Consider the following 17,524-nt stretch of genomic DNA (forward strand, 5'->3'; position numbering starts at 1 on the left):
GCCGATCACAAGAGGGGCGGCGCGGCGGCGTGGTCAGCCGCCGTTGGCCCGGGCGACGAAAGCGGCGAAGGTGTCGCGGTCCAGCGGCCGGGCATAGTGGAAGCCCTGCCCCAGCAGCACCCCGTTGCCGACCAGAAAGCGCACCTGATCCTCGCTTTCCACCCCTTCGGCGATCAGCTTCAGGCCCAGGCTGGTGCCCATGGCGATGATCGCCTTGGTGATCGCCATGTCGTCGCTGTTGGCCGGGATGTCGCGCACGAAGCTCTGGTCGATCTTCAGGTAGTCGATGGGAAAGCGCTTGAGATAGCTGAGCGACGAATAGCCGGTGCCGAAATCGTCGATGGACAGCCTGAGGCCCAGTTGCTTCAGGGCGCTCAAGGCGGCAACCGCCGTCTCGGCGTCCTCGACCAGCATGCTTTCGGTCAACTCCAGCTCCAACTGGTCCGAGCGCACCCCGTAGGTCTCCAGGATGGCGGCGATCTCGCCCGGCAGGTCCTGGCGTCGGAACTGGCGCGGCGACAGGTTGACGGCGATCGGCACCAGCTCGCTGCCCGCCTTTTCCAGGGTTTGGATGTCGGCGCAGGCGCGGCGGATGACCCAGTCGCCGATGGTGCCGATCAGGCCACAGGCCTCGGCGATGGGCACGAACTCGGCCGGCGAGACGGCGCCATGGTGCGGCGAGGTCCAGCGCAGCAGGGCCTCGGCACCGACCACCCGGCCCCGGGTCAGGTCCATCTTGGGCTGGTAGAGCAGGTGCAGCTCATCGCGTTCGATGGCCCGGCGCAGGCCGTTTTCCAGCTCCAGGCGGCGGGCCAACCCTTCCGACAGGACCCCGGTGTAGGCCTGCACCGTGTTGCGCCCCCCCAGCTTGGCGTGGTTGACCGCCGTGTCGACGTGGCGCATCAGGGTGGTGCCATCCTCGCCGCCGTCGGGGTAGACGATCACCCCCAGCGAGCCCGTGGTGAAGATTTCCCGCCCGTCGATGGTCATCGGCTCGGCCAGCCGTTCGAGCAGGCGGGCGGCCATCTGGTTGGCCTGGTCCTGATCGTCCACCGGATCGAGGATGACGGTGAACTCGTCGCCCGAATGCCGGGCCGCGAAATCACCCGGACGCAGGAAGGCCTCCAGCCGCCGCCCCACCACCTGCAACACCCGATCCCCCATCAGATGGCCCATGGTGTCGTTGATGGTCTTGAACTGGTCGAGATCGATCAGCAGCACCGCCAACCGACGCTCCAGGGCCCCGGCGCGGGCCAGGGCACGGTCCAGATGGTCGGCGAACAGGCTGCGGTTGGGCAGGCCGGTCAACGGGTCGCGGGTGGCCAGATAGCGCAGGCGTTCCTCGACCTGGTGGCGCTCCGTGACGTCGCGGATGACGGCGATGAACAGGGTGCGGGCCTGCAGCCGCATGACGCTGACCGTCACCTCCAGCGGCACCTCCGAGCCGTCCATCCGGCGCCCCTTGACCTCGCCGCCGCTGTCCAGGCCGCGCCCCTTCAGCTTCAGCGGGGCGCCGCCACGACTGATCCCCTCGGGCAGCAGCAGGGTGACATCGCGCCCGATGACCTGCTCGGCCGGGTAACCGAACAGCCGCTCGGCGGCCGGGTTGTAGGTCTCCACCACGCCCTGGTCGTCGTAGATGACAAGGCCATCGACCATCGCCTCCAGAATGCGGCTCAGGCGGGCCTCGCGCTGTTCCAGGGCGCGGGTGGTGCGCAGACGCTCGGTGACATCGCGGGCGACGATCATCACCGCCGGCGGATCGCCGGGCCGGGCCGGCCCGGTCGAATCGTCGAACGGCATGGCAGCCAGTTCCACGTCCACCGTCTGGCCGGCGGCATTGACCAGCCGGGTGGCGCGGCGCCCGGCTCCCCCCTCGCCCTCGGCCAGCAGGGTCTGCCAGTTCTCCGCCGCCCAGACCTGGCACTCGCCGCCCAGGTAGGGGGTCAGCCGGCGGCCGACCAGAGTTTCGGCCGGCCACACGCCGAGCAGCGCCGCCCCGGCCGGGTTGATCATCTCGACCACGGCGCCACGGACCACGGCGATCAGGTCGGGGGCCAGATCGATCAGGTGGCGATAGCCCCCTTCCAGGCGCTGCATCTCCTCGAAGCGCCGCCGCTCCAGCATGTCGTCGACCACCGACTGAAGCTGCCCGGCGGCCTCGGCGATGTCGTTCACATAGGCCCCGTACTGGGGATGGTTCAGCGGCCCGAAGGCCTCCAGCCGGATCAGGTCGGTGAACCCGACGATGCTGTTCAGGGGCGTGCGCACATCGTGGCTGATCGCCGAGAGCACCTGACTCTTGGCGTTGTCGGCGGCCTCGGCGCGCTCCACGGCGGCGCGCAGTTCGGCCTCGCGCTGGCGGGCCTCGGTGATCTCGGCAACGGTCAGGATCAGGGCCAGGTTGCGCTCGGCCTGCAGGCGGTTGACGGCAATCCTGAACCAGCCCCCCTGCGGATGGGCGACCTCGGTGGCGCCGGGCTCGCCGCGCTCGGCGACCCGCTTCAAAAGGGCGGTCAGCCCGGGCGCCTGGGCCAGGAACGGGGCGGCGCGGTCGAGCCGCGCCCCGGTCAGGTTGCGGGCACTGTCGCCCAGGAAAGACTCGGCCCTGCGGTTGAGGATGCGCAGCCGCAGCTCGCGCCAGCCACCGTCGGCATCGCGCATAACCTCAAGGCCGATCACCGCCTGGCCGAGGCTGTCGAGCAGGGCGGTCAGGCGGCGCGCATCGACCGCCATCCAGTCCAGCGAGCGCTGCCGCTCGATGGCATAGGTCAGGGCCCGGGCCAGGGCCGGGGCGCGCACGTCGTCCTTGACCAGATAGTCCTGGGCCCCCAGGCGCAGGGCCTCCTGGGCCAGCCCCTGATCGGCGGTGGCGGTCAGCACCACCACCGGCAGACGGGGGGCCATGGCCTTCAGCCGGCGCAGGGTGTCCAGGCCGCCGCTGTCCTTCAACTCCAGGTCCAGCAGCGCCGCGTGGGGGCGATGGTGGCTCAGATGCTGGCGCGCCGCCTGCAGATCGGCCACCTGATCGACCGCGAAGCGGACAGCCGCGGGACCCTGCGAAACCTCGGCCAGAAGCACGGCCACGGCGCGGGCGAAGACGGGGTCGTCTTCAACCAGAAGAATCCGGGTGACCGATCCAACGACCGGCCGAATCTCGGCGAATGCCACCAGGTCCACCTTCAGACAAGAACGCCCCCCAGCGTCCCAGCGGCCACATTCCGACCGCAAGAAATCAAGCCCAAGCCTTGGGCGGGCATTTTACCTTATGCCCACCAGGGATTTCAGGATAAATGCGGCGCCGACGCAAGGCCAATTTTCCCGCCCGGTCTGAACCAGACAGGCCCTGCCGTCAACCGCCATCACGCCCCCCTGTCGCACCAATCGGCACGCCCAAGCTCCCTATCCCGCGTCCGGCTCGACAACCCGCCAGGTGGTCCCCTCGGCACTGTCGAGAAGCTCGATCCCCTGCGCCTTCAGCGCGTCGCGGATGGCATCGGCGGTGGCGAAGTCGCGGCCCTTGCGGGCCTCGGCGCGGCGGGCGATCTCGGCCTCGATGTGCGCCGCATCGGGCGCCCCGGCCTTCAGACCCCGGCGGAACCACGCCTCGGGCGCCTCGCCAAGCAGCCCCATGAGTTCGCCGGCGGCCAGCAACTCGGCCTTCAGGCGCCCCTGTTCCTCGACCGTGCCGGCGCGGTTCAAAGCCCCGGCCAGATCGTGCATGCGGCTGATCGCCAGCGGCGTGTTGAGATCGTCGGCCAGCGCCGCCAGCACCCCCTCGGGCACCACCGGCGCCTCGGGCAAGGGCACCTCGGCCACCCGCTCCAGGGCACGGTAGAAACGGTCCAGCGTCGCCCGGGCCTGGGCCAGCCCCTCGGCCCGCCAGTCGAACGGCTGGTGGTAGTGGGCGGTCAGCAGATACAGGCGCAACGCCTCGCCCGGGGCCTGGTCCAAAAGATCGTGCACGGTGAAGAAGTTGCCCAGCGACTTGGACATCTTCTCGCCCTCGACCATCAGATGGCCGTTGTGCACCCAATAGCGCGCAAAACCCGAGCCCGGATGGGCGCAGCGGCTCTGCGCGATCTCGTTCTCGTGGTGCGGGAAGATCAGGTCCTGGCCGCCGCCGTGAATGTCGAAGCTCTGCCCCAGATAGCGCTCGGACATGGCCGAGCACTCCAGATGCCAGCCCGGACGTCCCCGGCCCCACGGGCTGTCCCACCCCGGCAACTCGGGCGGCGACGGCTTCCACAACACGAAATCGGCCGGGTCGCGCTTGTAGGGCGCCACCTCGACCCGGGCCCCGGCGATCATCTCATCGCGCGAACGCCCGGAAAGCTGGCCATAGTCGTCCATGCTGGGCACCGAGAACAGCACATGCCCCTCGGCCGCATAGGCATGGCCGCCGACGACCAGACGCTCGATCAGGGCGATCATGTCGCCAATGTGCTCGGTGGCCCGGGGCTCCACATCAGGCGGCAACACCCCCAACGCCGCCATGTCCTCGTGATAGAAGCGGGTGGTGCGGGCGGTCAACTCGCCGATCGGCTCGCCGCTCTCCACCGAGCGGGCGTTGATCTTGTCATCCACGTCGGTGATGTTGCGGACATAGGTCAGACGCCCATACAAATGCCGCAGCAAACGCGCCAACACATCGAACACCACCGCCGGACGGGCGTTGCCGATGTGCGCCCGGTCATACACCGTCGGCCCACAGACATACATCCGCACATGACCCACCTCCAACGGCTCGAACGGCTCCTTCGACCGGGTCAGCGTGTTGTACAGATGCAACGTCATCACCCCTCCAATACCCAAATCCTAAACGCCGCCGTTGTCCCCCCTCCCCACCCCCACGTCAAGACCCACCCCACCGGTTGAGCCCGTCGCACCACGTCAAAGGGGCGCCGCCCCTTTGAAATCCCCGCTGGGGAGGCCCGAGGCCTCCCCAGACCCCACCATGAATCAAAGCCGGGGAAGAGGGGGTGTCTGAGCGCGGGCGCTCAGACACCCCCTCTTCCCCGGCTTTAAGTCGCGGCGGGGGTCCGGGGGAGCCCCAGGCTCCCCCGGCGGGGGTTCCAAGGGGGCAGTGCCCCCTTGGCCTGGCGCAACAGGCTCAGCCGGCGAGGCGGGTTTTGGCCTGGTGGGGGGGGATGAGGGGCATCAGGGCGGCCATTTCGGGTCCCTGGTCGCGTCCGGTGAGGGCGCGGCGCAGGGGTTTGAAGAGGTTTTTGCCGCGTCGGCCGGTGGTTTCCTTGAGGGTGGTGGTCCAGGTTTTCCAGGTTTCGCCGGTCCACGGTTCGGGGGGCAGCAGGGTGGCGGCCTGGGCCAGGAAGTCGCGGTCTTCGGGGTCGATGGCGGGGGTGATCTCACCGAAGCAGACGGCCGACCAGTGGGCGGCGTCGTCGAGCCGTTCCAGGTTGCCGCGGATGACCTCCCAGAAGGCGGCGCCGGGATCGCCCAGGCCGAGGTCGGCGAGGCGTTGGCGCACCGCCGGGTAGGGCGTGTCGTGCAGGGTGCGGGCGCTCAGCCGGCGCGCCGCCTCGACATCGAAGCGCGGCGCGGCGTGGCCCAGGGCGCCCGGGTCGAAGCCGGGCAGCAGGTCGTCGGGATGGCTGATGGGCTCGGGCATGGTGTCGCGGCCCAGGCCGGCGAGCAGCGAGAACAGGGCCAGTGCCTCGATCCCCTGGTCGCGCAGGTCGGCCAGCCCGGCGCCGCCGTCGCGTTTGCTCAACGGGCCGCCATCGGGGCCGAGCAGCAGGGGAATGTGGGCGAAGGTGGGCGGGGTGCCGCCCAGGGCCTGGATGATCTCGATCTGCACGGCGGTGTTGGTGGCGTGGTCGGCGCCGCGCAGCACGTGGGTGATGCCCATCTCCAGGTCGTCGACCACGCTGGGCAGGGTGTAGAGCGGGCTGTCGTCGGCGCGGATCAGCACCGGGTCGGAAAGGTGGCTGGTGTCGACTCGGCTTTCCCCGGCGCACAGGTCGGTCCAGGTCACCGGCTGGCGGGCCAGCCTGAAGCGCCAGTGGGGACGCCGGCCCTCGGCTTCCAGGCGGGCCCGCTCGGCGGCCGAGAGGTCGAGCCCGGCGCGGTTGTAGACCGGCGGCCGGCCGGCCAGCCGCTGGCGACGGCGCATGTCCTCCAGTTCCTCGGCCGTTTCGTAGCACGGGTAGAGGTGGCCCTGGTCCGCCAGCCGGCGGGCGGCGTCGCGGTAGAGGTCGAGCCGGTCGCGCTGGTGCACGGTGGCATCGAAGCTGAGCCCCAGCCAGGCCAGATCGTCGGCGATGGAGCGGGCGAAGCGGTCCTCGCTGCGCGCCGGGTCGGTGTCGTCGAAGCGCAGGATGGCGCGGCCGCCGCCGTGGCGGGCGAGCAGCCAGTTGAGCACCGCCACCCGGGCGTTGCCGACATGCAGGTGGCCGGTCGGGCTGGGCGCGAAGCGGGTTACCGGAGCGGCCATCTCAGTGCTCCCCCCGGAAGGCGTTGGTCATCGGATAGCGGCGCTCGCGGCCGAAGCTGCGCAGGGTGATCTTGACCCCCGGCGGGGCCTGCCGGCGCTTGTACTCGGCGCCCAGCAACAGGCGCCAGACGCGGGCCACGTCGGCCGGATCGTGTCCCGCCGCGGCCATCTGGGCGAGGCCCATCTCGCCCTCGATCAGGCCTTTCAGGATGGCATCGAGCACCGGGTAGTCGGGCAGGCTGTCGCTGTCCTTCTGGTCGGGGCGCAGCTCGGCCGAGGGCGGCTTGTCGATCACCCGCTGGGGCATCACCGGGCCGTCCGGACCCAGGGCAGCGGGCGGCCAGTGGGCGTTGCGCCAGCGCGACAGGGCGAAGACGGTGGTCTTGTAGACGTCCTTCAGCACGTTGAAGCCGCCGCACATGTCGCCGTAAAGGGTGGCGTAGCCGACGCTCATCTCGCTCTTGTTGCCGGTCGACAGCAGCATGTGGCCGAACTTGTTGGACACCGCCATCAGGATCAGGGCGCGGGCCCGGGCCTGGATGTTCTCTTCCGTCACGTCGGCCGGGCGGTCCTCGAACAGCGGCCTGAGCAGGCCGTCGAAGGTTTCCATGGCGCCACCGATGGGCACCTCGTCGAGCCGGCAGCCGAGCAGCCGGACCACCCCGGCGGCGTCCTCCAGGCTTTCGCGCGAGGTGTGCGGCGAGGGCATCATCAGGCAGCGCACCCGCTCCGGCCCCAGGGCATCGACCGCCACCGCCGCCGACAGGGCGCTGTCGATGCCGCCCGACAGGCCGAGCACCACGCCGGGAAAGCCGTTCTTGTCCACATAGCCGGCCAGGCCCGCCATCAGGGCGCGGTAGATGTCCTCGCAGCGCTCGGCGGTGGCGACGATGGCGCCTTGGCGCGGCACCGGCGCGGTCGCCCCCGGGGCGGTGGGCGGATCGAAGACCACCGGCAGGCTGGCGCTCTGCCAGGATGGGCCCCGGACGATCAGCCGGCCGTCCGCCGCCACCGCGAACGAGGCGCCGTCGAACACCAACTCGTCCTGCCCGCCGACCTGATTGACGTAAAGCAGCGGCAGGCCGGTTTCCGCCACCCGGGCCCGGGCGTGGCCCAGCCGCTGGGCGCCCTTGTCGACCTCGAACGGCGAGCCGTTGGGCACCACCAGCAGGTCGGCCCCGCCGGCGGCCAGCCCGGCGGCGACATCGGGGAACCACATGTCCTCGCAGATCATCACCCCCAGGCGCCAGCCGCGCACGCTGACCGGCTGTGGCGCGCCGGCGGCCGGGGCGAACACCCGGGCCTCGTCGAACACCCCGTAGTTGGGCAGGTGGCGCTTGCCGACGGTGGCCACCACCCGGCCGCCATCGAGCACCATCGCGGCGTTGATCGGCAGTCCGCCGGGGCCCTCCACCGGCAGGCCGACGATGACCGCCGGGCCGCCATCGGCGGTGTCGGCGGCCAGGGCCTCGGCATGGGCGCGGCAGGCGGCCCGGAAGCCGGCCCGCAGCACCAGATCCTCGGGCGGATAGCCGGCCAGGGCCAGTTCTGGAAAGACCACCAGATCGGCGCCCTTGCCGGCCGCCTCGGCGCGGGCGGCGCGCAGCATGGCCAGATTGGCGTCGAGGTCGCCCACCGTGGGATCAACCTGGGCCATGACGACAGTCAGCGAAGACATCAACAACGAACCTTGTGGCGGGATCGGGGGACGATCACCCCCCTCAGGTGGCGGCGCCGGACTCCTGGCCCAGGGCGCGGCCGAGGACCACATAAAGGCGGCCCATCTCGCCGTTGGTCAAGACCGCCGTCAGGATGTCGGCCCGGTCGGTCGCCCGGGCCCGGCGAATCAGTGTCTCGAACTCGCTCATGTAGCGGGTGACGTAGGTGCGGAAATCGCCGTCCTCCTCGAACAGCGAGCGCACGTCGGCCAGTTGCGCCTTGCTCAGCGAGCGCGTGATGTGGCGCAGGAAGGCTCCCTGGTCGCCCTTGTAGAAGCGGCGCCACAACTCTTCCTCGATCTTCGGCTCGAACAGGCGGGCGATGTCCACGGCGCGGGCCTGAAGGCGCTCGATGATGTAGGAGGCATCGTTGAGGAAGCTGGCCGTGTCGGCCTCCTCGTTCAGGGTCTTCAACTCCCGGATGCGGGTTTCGGCCTCCTTGGCGGCGCGGCTCAGGGCGTCGGCCTGCCGGCCATAGGCGGCGCCGGCCCGCTCCGAGCTGTCGGCCAGCTTGTCGCCGGCCTTGGTCAGCTCGCCGCTGGCCGAGCGCAGCAGGGTGGTGATCGCCTCGAGCCGCGACAGGGTTTCGCGCGCCGCCGCGTCGAGGCCCTCGATCTGGCCCTCGACGCCGCCGCTGGCCTTGCGGATGTCCTCGGCCATGCGCCCGGTGCCGGCCCTGAGGTCGGTCAGCGCCGCCGACAGCCGGCGGCCCATCTCCTCGACCTGCTTGGCCCCCTCGCCGGTCGCCTGCCCGAAGCTTTCGCCGGCGATCTCCATCATCGACATGAAGCGCTCGATGCGGTGCACCGCCGCCTGGGCCGCCTCGCCGAAGTCGCGGGTCTGCTCGTCGAAGGCCTTGGCCGCCTGGGCGATGGTCTCGGCACTGCCGGCCGCCCCCGCCTCCAGCCGGCGCAGCACGTCGTGCAGGCCACTGCCGGCCTGCTGCATCATTTCCACGGTGGCATCGCCGGCCTCGGCCAGACGCCGGGCGCGCTCCTCCAGCGCCCCGTCCACCGACTGGATGCGGGCCACCGCCTGCTCGGCGGCGTCGTCCAGTACCCCGGCCTGACGGGACAGCTCGGCCCCCGCCTCGTGGGTCTTCTCAAGCACCGCCTTGGCCGCCGCGCCCACCCCCTCGCCGCTCTGGCGCAGGCCGGCGCCGACGCTCTCCAGCTCGGCGGTGACACTGCCCGAGGTCTCGGCCAGCTCGCGGGCGGCCTGCCGGATGGCCTCGGAGATGCGCCGCACCCGGCCCAGCGATTCCTCGGCGGTGGTCGCCAGATGACGCGACTGCTGCTCCAGCGAGCTTTCCGCCAGTTGCACCTGGGTGGCCAGCAGACGGGCGCTTTCGGCCAGATCGTCGGCCTGACCGCGCAGGATGTGGCGCAGCCCGTCGGCCTGCTGGCGGCCCCGCTCGGCCGCCTCCTCCAGGGTGATGGCGTGGCGGCTGAGGGCGGCCTCCACCTGATCGGCCCGTTGGCCCAGACCGGCCACGGACTCGGTCAGATCGTCGACCCCCTGGCGGGCCGAGCCGGCGAAGCGCTCCAGCCCCTGGCGCGCCTCGCCGGTCAGCGAGACCACCGCCTGGGCCTGGGTTTCCAGGATGCGGCTGACCTCGCCCAAGCGCTTCTCCGCCTGATCGACCAAGAGCCCCAGCCCCGAACTCTGCGCCTGAAGCCGCGAATCGATCTCGCCCAGACGCTCCACCGCCCGCTCGCCGGCCTGATCCAGCTCCGAGACCTTCAGGCCCAGGGTATCCTCGATCAGCTTGAGGCGGGCCAGCAGCCGTTCCGACAGCTTGTCCAGACCCTGCGACTCCCGGCCCAGGGCGGCCAGCGTCGTCTCGGTGACGCGCGACAGGCCATCGGTGGTCTTCTGGAAGGCGCCCGCCGCCTCGGTGGTCGCGCGGGCCAGGGAGGTCTGGCGCTCCAGAAGATCGGCCAAACCCTGGCGATGCCGCCCGGCCTCGGCCACCGCGCCCTCCAGGCGCTCGGCCTGGACCTCCATGGTGGTCGCCAACTCGCGGCTGGTGGCCAGGGCGCTGTCGGTGAAGCCCTTGATGTCGTCGCCGTGCCGGCCCACCGTGTCGGCCAGGGTGCGGCTCAGACTCTCGGCCGCCGACACCGCCCGGTCCAGAGCCGACACCTGCTCGGCCACCCCGGCCACGGCACGGCCCAGACCATCCTCGACAATGCGCGCGCTGTCGTTCAACGCCGCCCGCTCGCGGGCCAGCGTGGCCTGCGCCGCCTCGGCCTGCCCGGCCGCCGCCTCGCCCGCCGCATGCAGCATCGCCGCCTGCTCGGCCAGAGCCCGGGTGACCGCCCGGATGCGACCCTCGGCCTGGGCGTCGGGATAGGTCAGGCGGGCCAGATGATGGCGCAACTCGACCGCCTCATGGCTCAGCCGGTCGCCACGCTCGAGAAAGCCGACCAGCAGCCACAGAAACGCCAGCGGAAACCCCACCCCGCCGGCAAAGGCCGCCAACTCGTGCGGCAGCATGACCAGCAGCGTCGGCCAGCCGATCGCCACCGTCACATACCAGCCGACCACCCCCAGCCACAAAAGACTGAGCCCGACTGCCACCCAGCGCAGCCGACGCCGAGGCAAGGCCGGCGCCACCGCCGCCGAGGTCACCCCGACCGCCGCCCCCTCGGAAGCGTCCAACGCCTCGCGGGCCGCCGTGACCAGCCAACTGTCGTCAGAAGCAGCCCCGTCACCGGAAACCACCCCGACCTCACCCTCCTCGGGCTCCCTCGATGATCCGGCCAAGACGCCCCAAACTCCCCACCAGGGATGACACCAATACACTCCACCAGTCCACGGATTCCAACGAGTCGCCCCACCAACCCACAAACCGGCCCCGCATTATCACCCCCCACCCACCACCCTGTCGAGCCCCCCGGGACGGCGAGCTTCACCGCGCCACGTCAAAGGGGCGCCGCCCCTTTGAAATCCCCGCTGGGGAGGCCCGAGGCCTCCCCAGACCCCACCATGAGTCAAAGCCGGGAAAGAGGGGGTGTCTGAGCGCGCGCGCTCAGACACCCCCTCTTTCCCGGCTTTAAGTCGCGGCGGGGGTCCGGGGGGGCCCCAGGCTCCCCCGGCGGGGGTTCCAAGGGGGCAGCGCCCCCTTGGCTTGGCGCGACGAAGCTCATCGTCCGGGGAGGTCGACAGGGTGGTGGGTGGGGGTGATAATGCGTTGGTTGTTGGGTTTTGGGAGTTTTCGGGATGGGGGTTGGGCGCGATTTTCAGGTGCCGGGTCGGTCGCCGGTGTTGGCGACCAATGGCTTGGTGGCGACGTCGCATCCGTTGGCCACGGCGGCGGCTTTGGAGGTTTTGCGGCGTGGTGGCAATTCCATGGACGCGGCGATTTGCGCGGTGGCGTTGTTGTCGGTGGCCGAGCCGCACATGACCGGTCCCGGGGGTGATTGTTTCGTCCTGCATGCCCCGGCGGGTGGGGCGCCGGTGGCCTACAACGGGTCTGGCCGGGCGCCGGCGGCGGCCGATGCCGATCTGTTGCAGTTGAATGGGTTGTCGGCCATTCCGCACCGCTCGGCGTTGGCGGTGACGGTGCCCGGCGCGGTCGAGGCGTGGGCCCGTCTGGCGGCCGATCATGGGCGCCTGGGGTTGGATGCGCTGCTGGCGCCGGCGATTGATCTGGCCCGGGCGGGGTGTCCGGTGGCGCCCCGGGTGGCGGATGACTGGGCGAAGGAGGTACCGGTGCTGGCCGGCGACCCGGTCAGCCGCGAGTTGTTGTTGCCCGGCGGGCGGCCGCCCGGGGTCGGCGAGACGTTCACCAACCCGCCCCTGGCCGAGGCCCTGGCGGCCATCGCCGAGCAGGGGCCGGATGCCTTCTACAAGGGCTGGATCGCCGAGGACCTGCTGGACACCCTGGCCGCCCGGGGCGGCTGGCACGCGGCGGAGGATTTCGCCGCACATCGGGGCGAGTACGTCGAACCCATCGCCACCGAGTACGGCGGCAAGCGCATCCTGGAGTGTCCGCCCAACGGCCAGGGGCTGACCGCGCTGCTCGCCCTCAACATCCTGAAGGGCTTCGATCTGGCCGGCTCGGCGCCGCTGGGGGCGATGCGGCTGCATCTTCAGGCCGAGGCGCTGCGGCTGGCCTACGCGGATCGCAACGCCTTCATCGCCGACCCCGAGCACGCCGAAGTGCCGGTGGACGATCTGCTGGGCGAGGCCTATGCGCGCCACCGCCGGGCGGCCATCGACCCGGCCCAGGCGATGGGCGAGTTGCCGCGCCTCGACTGGCCGCCGCACCGCGACACGGTGTATCTGTGCGTGGTCGACGGCGACGGGGCGGCGACCTCGTTCATCAACTCGATCTTCGATGCCTTCGGCAGCGCCATCACCGGGCCGCGCTCGGGCATCACCCTGCACAGCCGGGGGGCGGGGTTCGTGCTCACCCCGGGGCATCCCAACCGGCTGGCCGGCGGCAAGCGGCCGATGCACACCATCATCCCCGGGCTGGTCATGGAGGGCGATCAGCCGCTGATGCCGTTCGGGGTGATGGGCGGGCAGTATCAGGCCGCCGGGCACGTGCATTTCCTCACCAACTGGCTGGATTTCGGGATGGATGTGCAGGCCGCCCTGGACCTGCCCCGGGCCTTCCACTTCGCGGGGCGCCACGAGGTCGAGCGGGGCATTCCCGAGGCCACGGTGCAGGCGCTGCGCTCGCTGGGCCATGTGGTGACCCGGGCCGAGGCGCCCATCGGCGGCGGCCAGGCCATTCTGATCGACCGCGCGCGCGGTGTCCTGTGGGGCGGCTCGGACCCCCGCAAGGACGGCTGCGCCCTGGGCTGGTGAGCGTTTGATGACCCTGCTGAGCCTTCTCGCCCTGCTCTCGCTGCTGCTGTGGGCCGGTCTGCTGGCCTTGCGCGACCGCTTCTGGCGGGCCGACCAGGACCTGCCCGAGGCGCCCGGGGACCTGCCGGCGGAAGAGGTGCTGGCCCTCATCCCGGCCCGCGACGAGGCCGACCTGTTGCCGAAAACCCTGCCCGCGGTGCTCGCCCAGGCGGGGTCGGCGCGGCTCTCGGTGATGGTGATCGACGACCACAGCACCGACGGCACGGCCGAGGTGGCGCGCCGCCTCGCCGCCGACCATCCGGGGGCCAGGGTCGAGGTGATCGCCGCCCCGCCCCGCCCCGAGGGCTGGTCGGGCAAGCTGTGGGCCCTGGAGAGCGGCCTTCGGGCGGCCGGCGCGGACGCCCCGCGCTGGCTGTGGCTGATCGACGCCGACATCGCCCCCGGCCCCAACACCCTGGCCCGCCTGCGCGGCGCGGCGCGGGCCGGCAACCGGGGGCTGGTCTCGGTGATGGCGCGGCTCGATGCCGGCGGCGGGTGGGGACGGCTGCTGATCCCGGCCTTCGTCTTCTTCTTCCAGAAGCTCTACCCCTTCCCGGCGGTCAACGACCCGGCCCGACGCACCGCCGCCGCCGCCGGCGGCTGCCTGTTGCTCGACCGTCAGCGGCTGGCCGAGGCCGGCGGTTTCCCTGCCATCGCCGACCAGATCATCGACGACTGCGCTCTGGCCCGGCGGTTGAAGGCGCGCGGGCCGATCTGGCTGGGCTTCGATGACGACGTAAAAAGCCTGCGCCCCTATCCGGGGCTGGCCGGCATCTGGGAGATGGTCGCCCGCACCGCCTATGTGGAGCTGGACCAGAGCCCGGCGAAACTGGCCGGCACCGTGGCCGGCATGGGGCTTTTGTATCTGGTGCCTCCCCTGGCCACGCTGGCCGGGGTGCTGGGCGGGGCGCCGCTCACGGCGCTGCTCGGGCTGGCCGCCTGGGGGCTGATCGTCCGCGCCGGCCGGCCCACCGCCGGGCGTTTCGCCGGCCCGGTGGGGGCCTGGATCAGCGCCGCCGCGCTGCCCCTGGCCGGGGTGATGTACAGCCTGATGACGCTCGATTCGGCGCGCCGCTTCCGGGCCGGCCGGGGCGGCGCCTGGAAGGGCCGCACCGCGCCGCCGGGGGCGCGGCGCGACGTGCCCCCCGCCGACCCCGACACGGCCCGCGCCGAGGCCGTGGTGAAGGCCGCCGGAACCTCGTTCTACTGGGCCATGCGGGCCCTGCCGGCGCCGCGCCGCGCGGGCATGTTCGCCCTCTACGGCTTCTGCCGGCTGGTCGACGACATCGCCGACGACGACCACCGCACCCCCGAGGCCCGGCGCGCCGAGTTGACCCGCTGGCGGGCCCGGGTGCGCGCCCTTTCCTGGGCCGCGCCGCAGCAGTTGGACGATCCGCTGGCCCGTGCCCTGGTCGTGCCCGGGCGTCGCTTCGGGCTGCCCGAGGCCGATCTGCTGGCGGTCATCGACGGCATGGAGATGGACGCCGAGGGGGCCATCGTGGCCCCCGACTGGGCCACCCTCGACCTTTACTGCGACCGGGTGGCCAGCGCCGTGGGGCGGCTGTCCAACCGCATTTTCGGAGCACCGCCCGAGCTCAACGACCCCATCGCCCACCACCTGGGGCGGGCCTTGCAGTTGACCAACATCCTGCGCGACGTGGCCGAGGACGCGGCGCGCGGCCGCCTCTACCTGCCCGCCGAGGCGCTGGCCGCCGCCGGCATCCCGGCGCCCTGGACCCCCGAAACGGTGCTCGCCGACCCCCGCCTGCCGGCCGCCGGCGCGTGGCTGGCCGAGCGGGCCCGGGCCCACTTCCATGAGGCCGACGCCCTGCTGGCCCGCACCGACCCGGCCACCATGTTCCCGGCCCTGGTCATGCGCGACGTCTACAAGGCGACCTTCGATCGGCTGGAAACGGTCGGCTTCGGGCGCCCGGAACACAGCCCCCGGTTCTCCAAGCGGGCCAAGCTGGCCCTTCTGATGGGCCGCCTGCCGGCCGTGCTGAAGGCCCGCCTGCGTCCCCCGGGTGACTGACAATTCCTTGACAGAACTGGTGCTTTTGGGCACAACCAAGAACACCCTGGGGGACCTGCCGGCTCCTCCGGCGGCAACAAATCGGCCTCGATCAGGCACTTCCACCTGATCGGATACGTCCAAGGGCCTCGCCGCCGGAAAACCGGAAGGACGGGAGGACAACAACCACCCGTCACGACGATCCGCTGAACCGTCGCTTTTGCCGACCGGTTGGGGGGCGTCGTGGCTGGCACGCGTCAACCGTCGTGATCAGCCGAAGTTTGATCAGCCGAAGCCTTGATCAGCCGCACTTGAAAGAGGGATCGTTTTGAGCACCAGCGCCGCTCTTTCGGGTCAGGTCCGTCCGCTGGAGATGCCCGGCCCGGCCCCCCAAGTCGCCCCAGACGAGCCATTCCCCCACGCCGAAGCCGCCAACGAAAACGCCCGCCCCGACCTGGCGCGCGTCAACGCGGCGATCGCCGAGGTGCTGGCCGATTTCGGCCGCCACCAGCGCGACGACGGACACTGGGTGTTCGAGCTGGAGGCCGACGCCACCATCCCGGCCGAATACATCCTGCTCAACCACTACCTGGGCACCCCGGATCCGGAACAGGAAGAGAAGCTGGCCGTCTACCTGCGTCAACTGCAGTCGGACGACCATGACGGCTGGCCGCTGTTCCACAACGGGGCCTTCAACCTGTCGGCCTCGGTGAAGGCCTACTACGCCCTGAAGCTGGTCGGCGACGATCCCGAGGCCGCGCACATGCGCCGTGCCCGGGCCGCCATCCTGGCCCACGGCGGGGCCGCCAAGAGCAACGTGTTCACCCGCATCGCCCTGGCCCTGTTCGGCCAGGTGCCGTGGCGCGCCGTGCCGGTGATGCGGGTCGAGGTGCTGCTGCTGCCGCGCTGGGCGCCCTTCCATCTGGAAAAGATGGCCTACTGGTCGCGCACCGTGATGGTGCCCTTGCTGGTGCTCTACACCCTGCGCGCCAAGGCGGCCAACCCGCTGGGCGTCGGCGTGCCCGAGCTGTTCGTGACGCCGGCCGAGGCCGAACGGGGCTATCACGTCAACCCCACCGGCTCGGCGCTGGGCTCGATGATCCTCAGGCTCGACAGGCTGGCCCGGCGGGTCGAGCCGTTGCTGCCGGCGGCGCCGCGCGACAAGGCGATCAGAAAGGCCGTCGCCTGGCTGACCGAGCGGCTGAACGGCGAGGACGGCGTCGGCGCCATCTTCCCGGCCATGGCCAACACGGTGATGATGTTCGATGCCCTGGGCTACGACCGCGAGCATCCGGACTATGTGATCGCCCGCAAGTCCATCGACACCCTGCTCGTCGAGCGCGACGGCATGGCCTACTGCCAGCCCTGCGTCTCGCCGGTGTGGGACACCGCGCTGACCGCCCACGCCCTGATGGAAGCCGGCCTGGACGCCAACGATCCCAAGCTGCGCAAGGCCGTCGACTGGCTGGTCGAGCGCCAGATCACCGATGTGGCCGGCGACTACACGGCCCGCCGCCCGGGCCTGGAGCCCGGCGGCTGGGCCTTCCAGTACAACAACCCCCACTACCCGGACGTCGACGACACCGCCGTTGTCCTGGCGGCGCTGGACCGCGTCGGCCTGGGCGGCAAGGTGCGCCAGGCGGTGGAACGCGGCACCCGCTGGATGGCCGGCATGCAGTCGGACAACGGCGGCTGGGGCGCCTTCGACGCCGAGAACGAGCACCACCACCTGAACCACATCCCGTTCGCCGACCATGGCGCCCTGCTCGACCCGCCCTCGGCCGATGTGTCGGCGCGCTGTCTGGCCGCCCTGGCCCAACTCGGCACGCCGCGCGAGGATGCACGCATCCAGCGCGCCATCGCCTACCTCAAGGCCGAGCAGGAAGACAACGGCAGTTGGTTCGGGCGCTGGGGCACCAACTACATCTACGGCACCTGGTCGGTGCTGGTGGCGCTGAACGCCGCCGGCGAGGACATGAACCAGCCCTACATCCGGCGCGCCGTCGACTGGCTGGTCTCGCGCCAGCAGACCGACGGCGGCTGGGGCGAGGACTGCGCCTCCTACTGCGAGGAGCACAAGCACCGCGACCAGCCGAGCACCCCGTCGCAGACCGCCTGGGCCCTGCTCGGCCTGATGGCCGCCGGCGAGGTGCACGGCGAGGCGGTGGAAAAGGGCATCGCCTTCCTTCTGGAGCGCGAGCGCCAGGGCCTGAAGTGGGAGGAAGAGGAGTTCACCGCCGTCGGCTTCCCCAAGGTCTTCTACCTGCGCTACCACGGCTACAGCGCCTACTTCCCGCTGTGGGCCCTGGCCCGTTACCGCAACCTGCGCCAGGGCAACAGCACGCGGCCCATCTGGGGGCTGTAGGCCGATCTCCCTCCACTGACGCGCTTGTGATCGCCCGGTAACTTGCCCGGGCGGTCCGGGCGCGTCATGGTGCCGGCTCACCCGTCACCCGCCCCGTCAGCCCAGTCAGCAAGGAC

General features: G+C 71.3%; 8 protein-coding genes. 3 read left to right on the plus strand and 5 right to left on the minus strand.

Annotation, left to right across the window (positions count from 1 at the left end):
- Positions 1-33 precede the first annotated feature (33 nt).
- The 5 genes from BLR95_RS11025 to BLR95_RS11045 form a co-directional block, all read right to left on the minus strand.
- A complete protein-coding gene (locus BLR95_RS11025) occupies positions 34-3,171 on the minus strand; it encodes an EAL domain-containing protein (protein WP_176787797.1) in 3,138 nt (1,045 codons plus the stop codon).
- A 231-nt stretch (positions 3,172-3,402) separates the two neighbouring features.
- Positions 3,403-4,797, minus strand: a complete 1,395-nt coding sequence (gene cysS, locus BLR95_RS11030) for a cysteine--tRNA ligase (protein ID WP_092619840.1) — start codon at positions 4,795-4,797, stop codon at positions 3,403-3,405.
- 316 nt (positions 4,798-5,113) lie between these two features.
- On the minus strand, positions 5,114-6,454 hold the full coding sequence (locus BLR95_RS11035) for a glutamate--tRNA ligase (RefSeq protein ID WP_092619843.1): 1,341 nt from the start codon (positions 6,452-6,454) through the stop codon (positions 5,114-5,116).
- A gap of 1 nt (position 6,455) precedes the next feature.
- The gene (locus BLR95_RS11040) at positions 6,456-8,132 is read right to left on the minus strand and encodes an NAD+ synthase (protein ID WP_092619846.1); all 1,677 of its coding nucleotides are present in this window, start codon (positions 8,130-8,132) and stop codon (positions 6,456-6,458) included.
- Positions 8,133-8,175: 43 nt separating this feature from the next.
- Positions 8,176-10,899, minus strand: a complete 2,724-nt coding sequence (locus BLR95_RS11045; protein WP_143130984.1) for a coiled-coil domain-containing protein — start codon at positions 10,897-10,899, stop codon at positions 8,176-8,178.
- A 498-nt stretch (positions 10,900-11,397) separates the two neighbouring features.
- Here BLR95_RS11045 and BLR95_RS11050 point away from each other — a divergent pair, with 498 nt between their 5' ends.
- The 3 genes from BLR95_RS11050 (at position 11,398) to shc (ending at position 17,408) form a co-directional block, all read left to right on the plus strand.
- Entirely contained in the window at positions 11,398-12,993 is a 1,596-nt protein-coding gene (locus BLR95_RS11050; RefSeq protein ID WP_092619852.1) for a gamma-glutamyltransferase family protein, read from the plus strand.
- A 7-nt stretch (positions 12,994-13,000) separates the two neighbouring features.
- Positions 13,001-15,064 carry a presqualene diphosphate synthase HpnD gene (hpnD, locus tag BLR95_RS16105; RefSeq protein WP_092619855.1) on the plus strand — a complete coding sequence of 688 codons (2,064 nt, stop codon included), beginning with the start codon at positions 13,001-13,003 and terminating at the stop codon, positions 15,062-15,064.
- Positions 15,065-15,371: 307 nt separating this feature from the next.
- The gene (shc, locus tag BLR95_RS11060) at positions 15,372-17,408 is read left to right on the plus strand and encodes a squalene--hopene cyclase (protein ID WP_245689467.1); all 2,037 of its coding nucleotides are present in this window, start codon (positions 15,372-15,374) and stop codon (positions 17,406-17,408) included.
- The last annotated feature ends 116 nt before the right edge of the window (positions 17,409-17,524 follow it).

It is taken from the genome of Roseospirillum parvum, assembly GCF_900100455.1.
Classification (GTDB): domain Bacteria; phylum Pseudomonadota; class Alphaproteobacteria; order Rhodospirillales; family Rhodospirillaceae; genus Roseospirillum; species Roseospirillum parvum.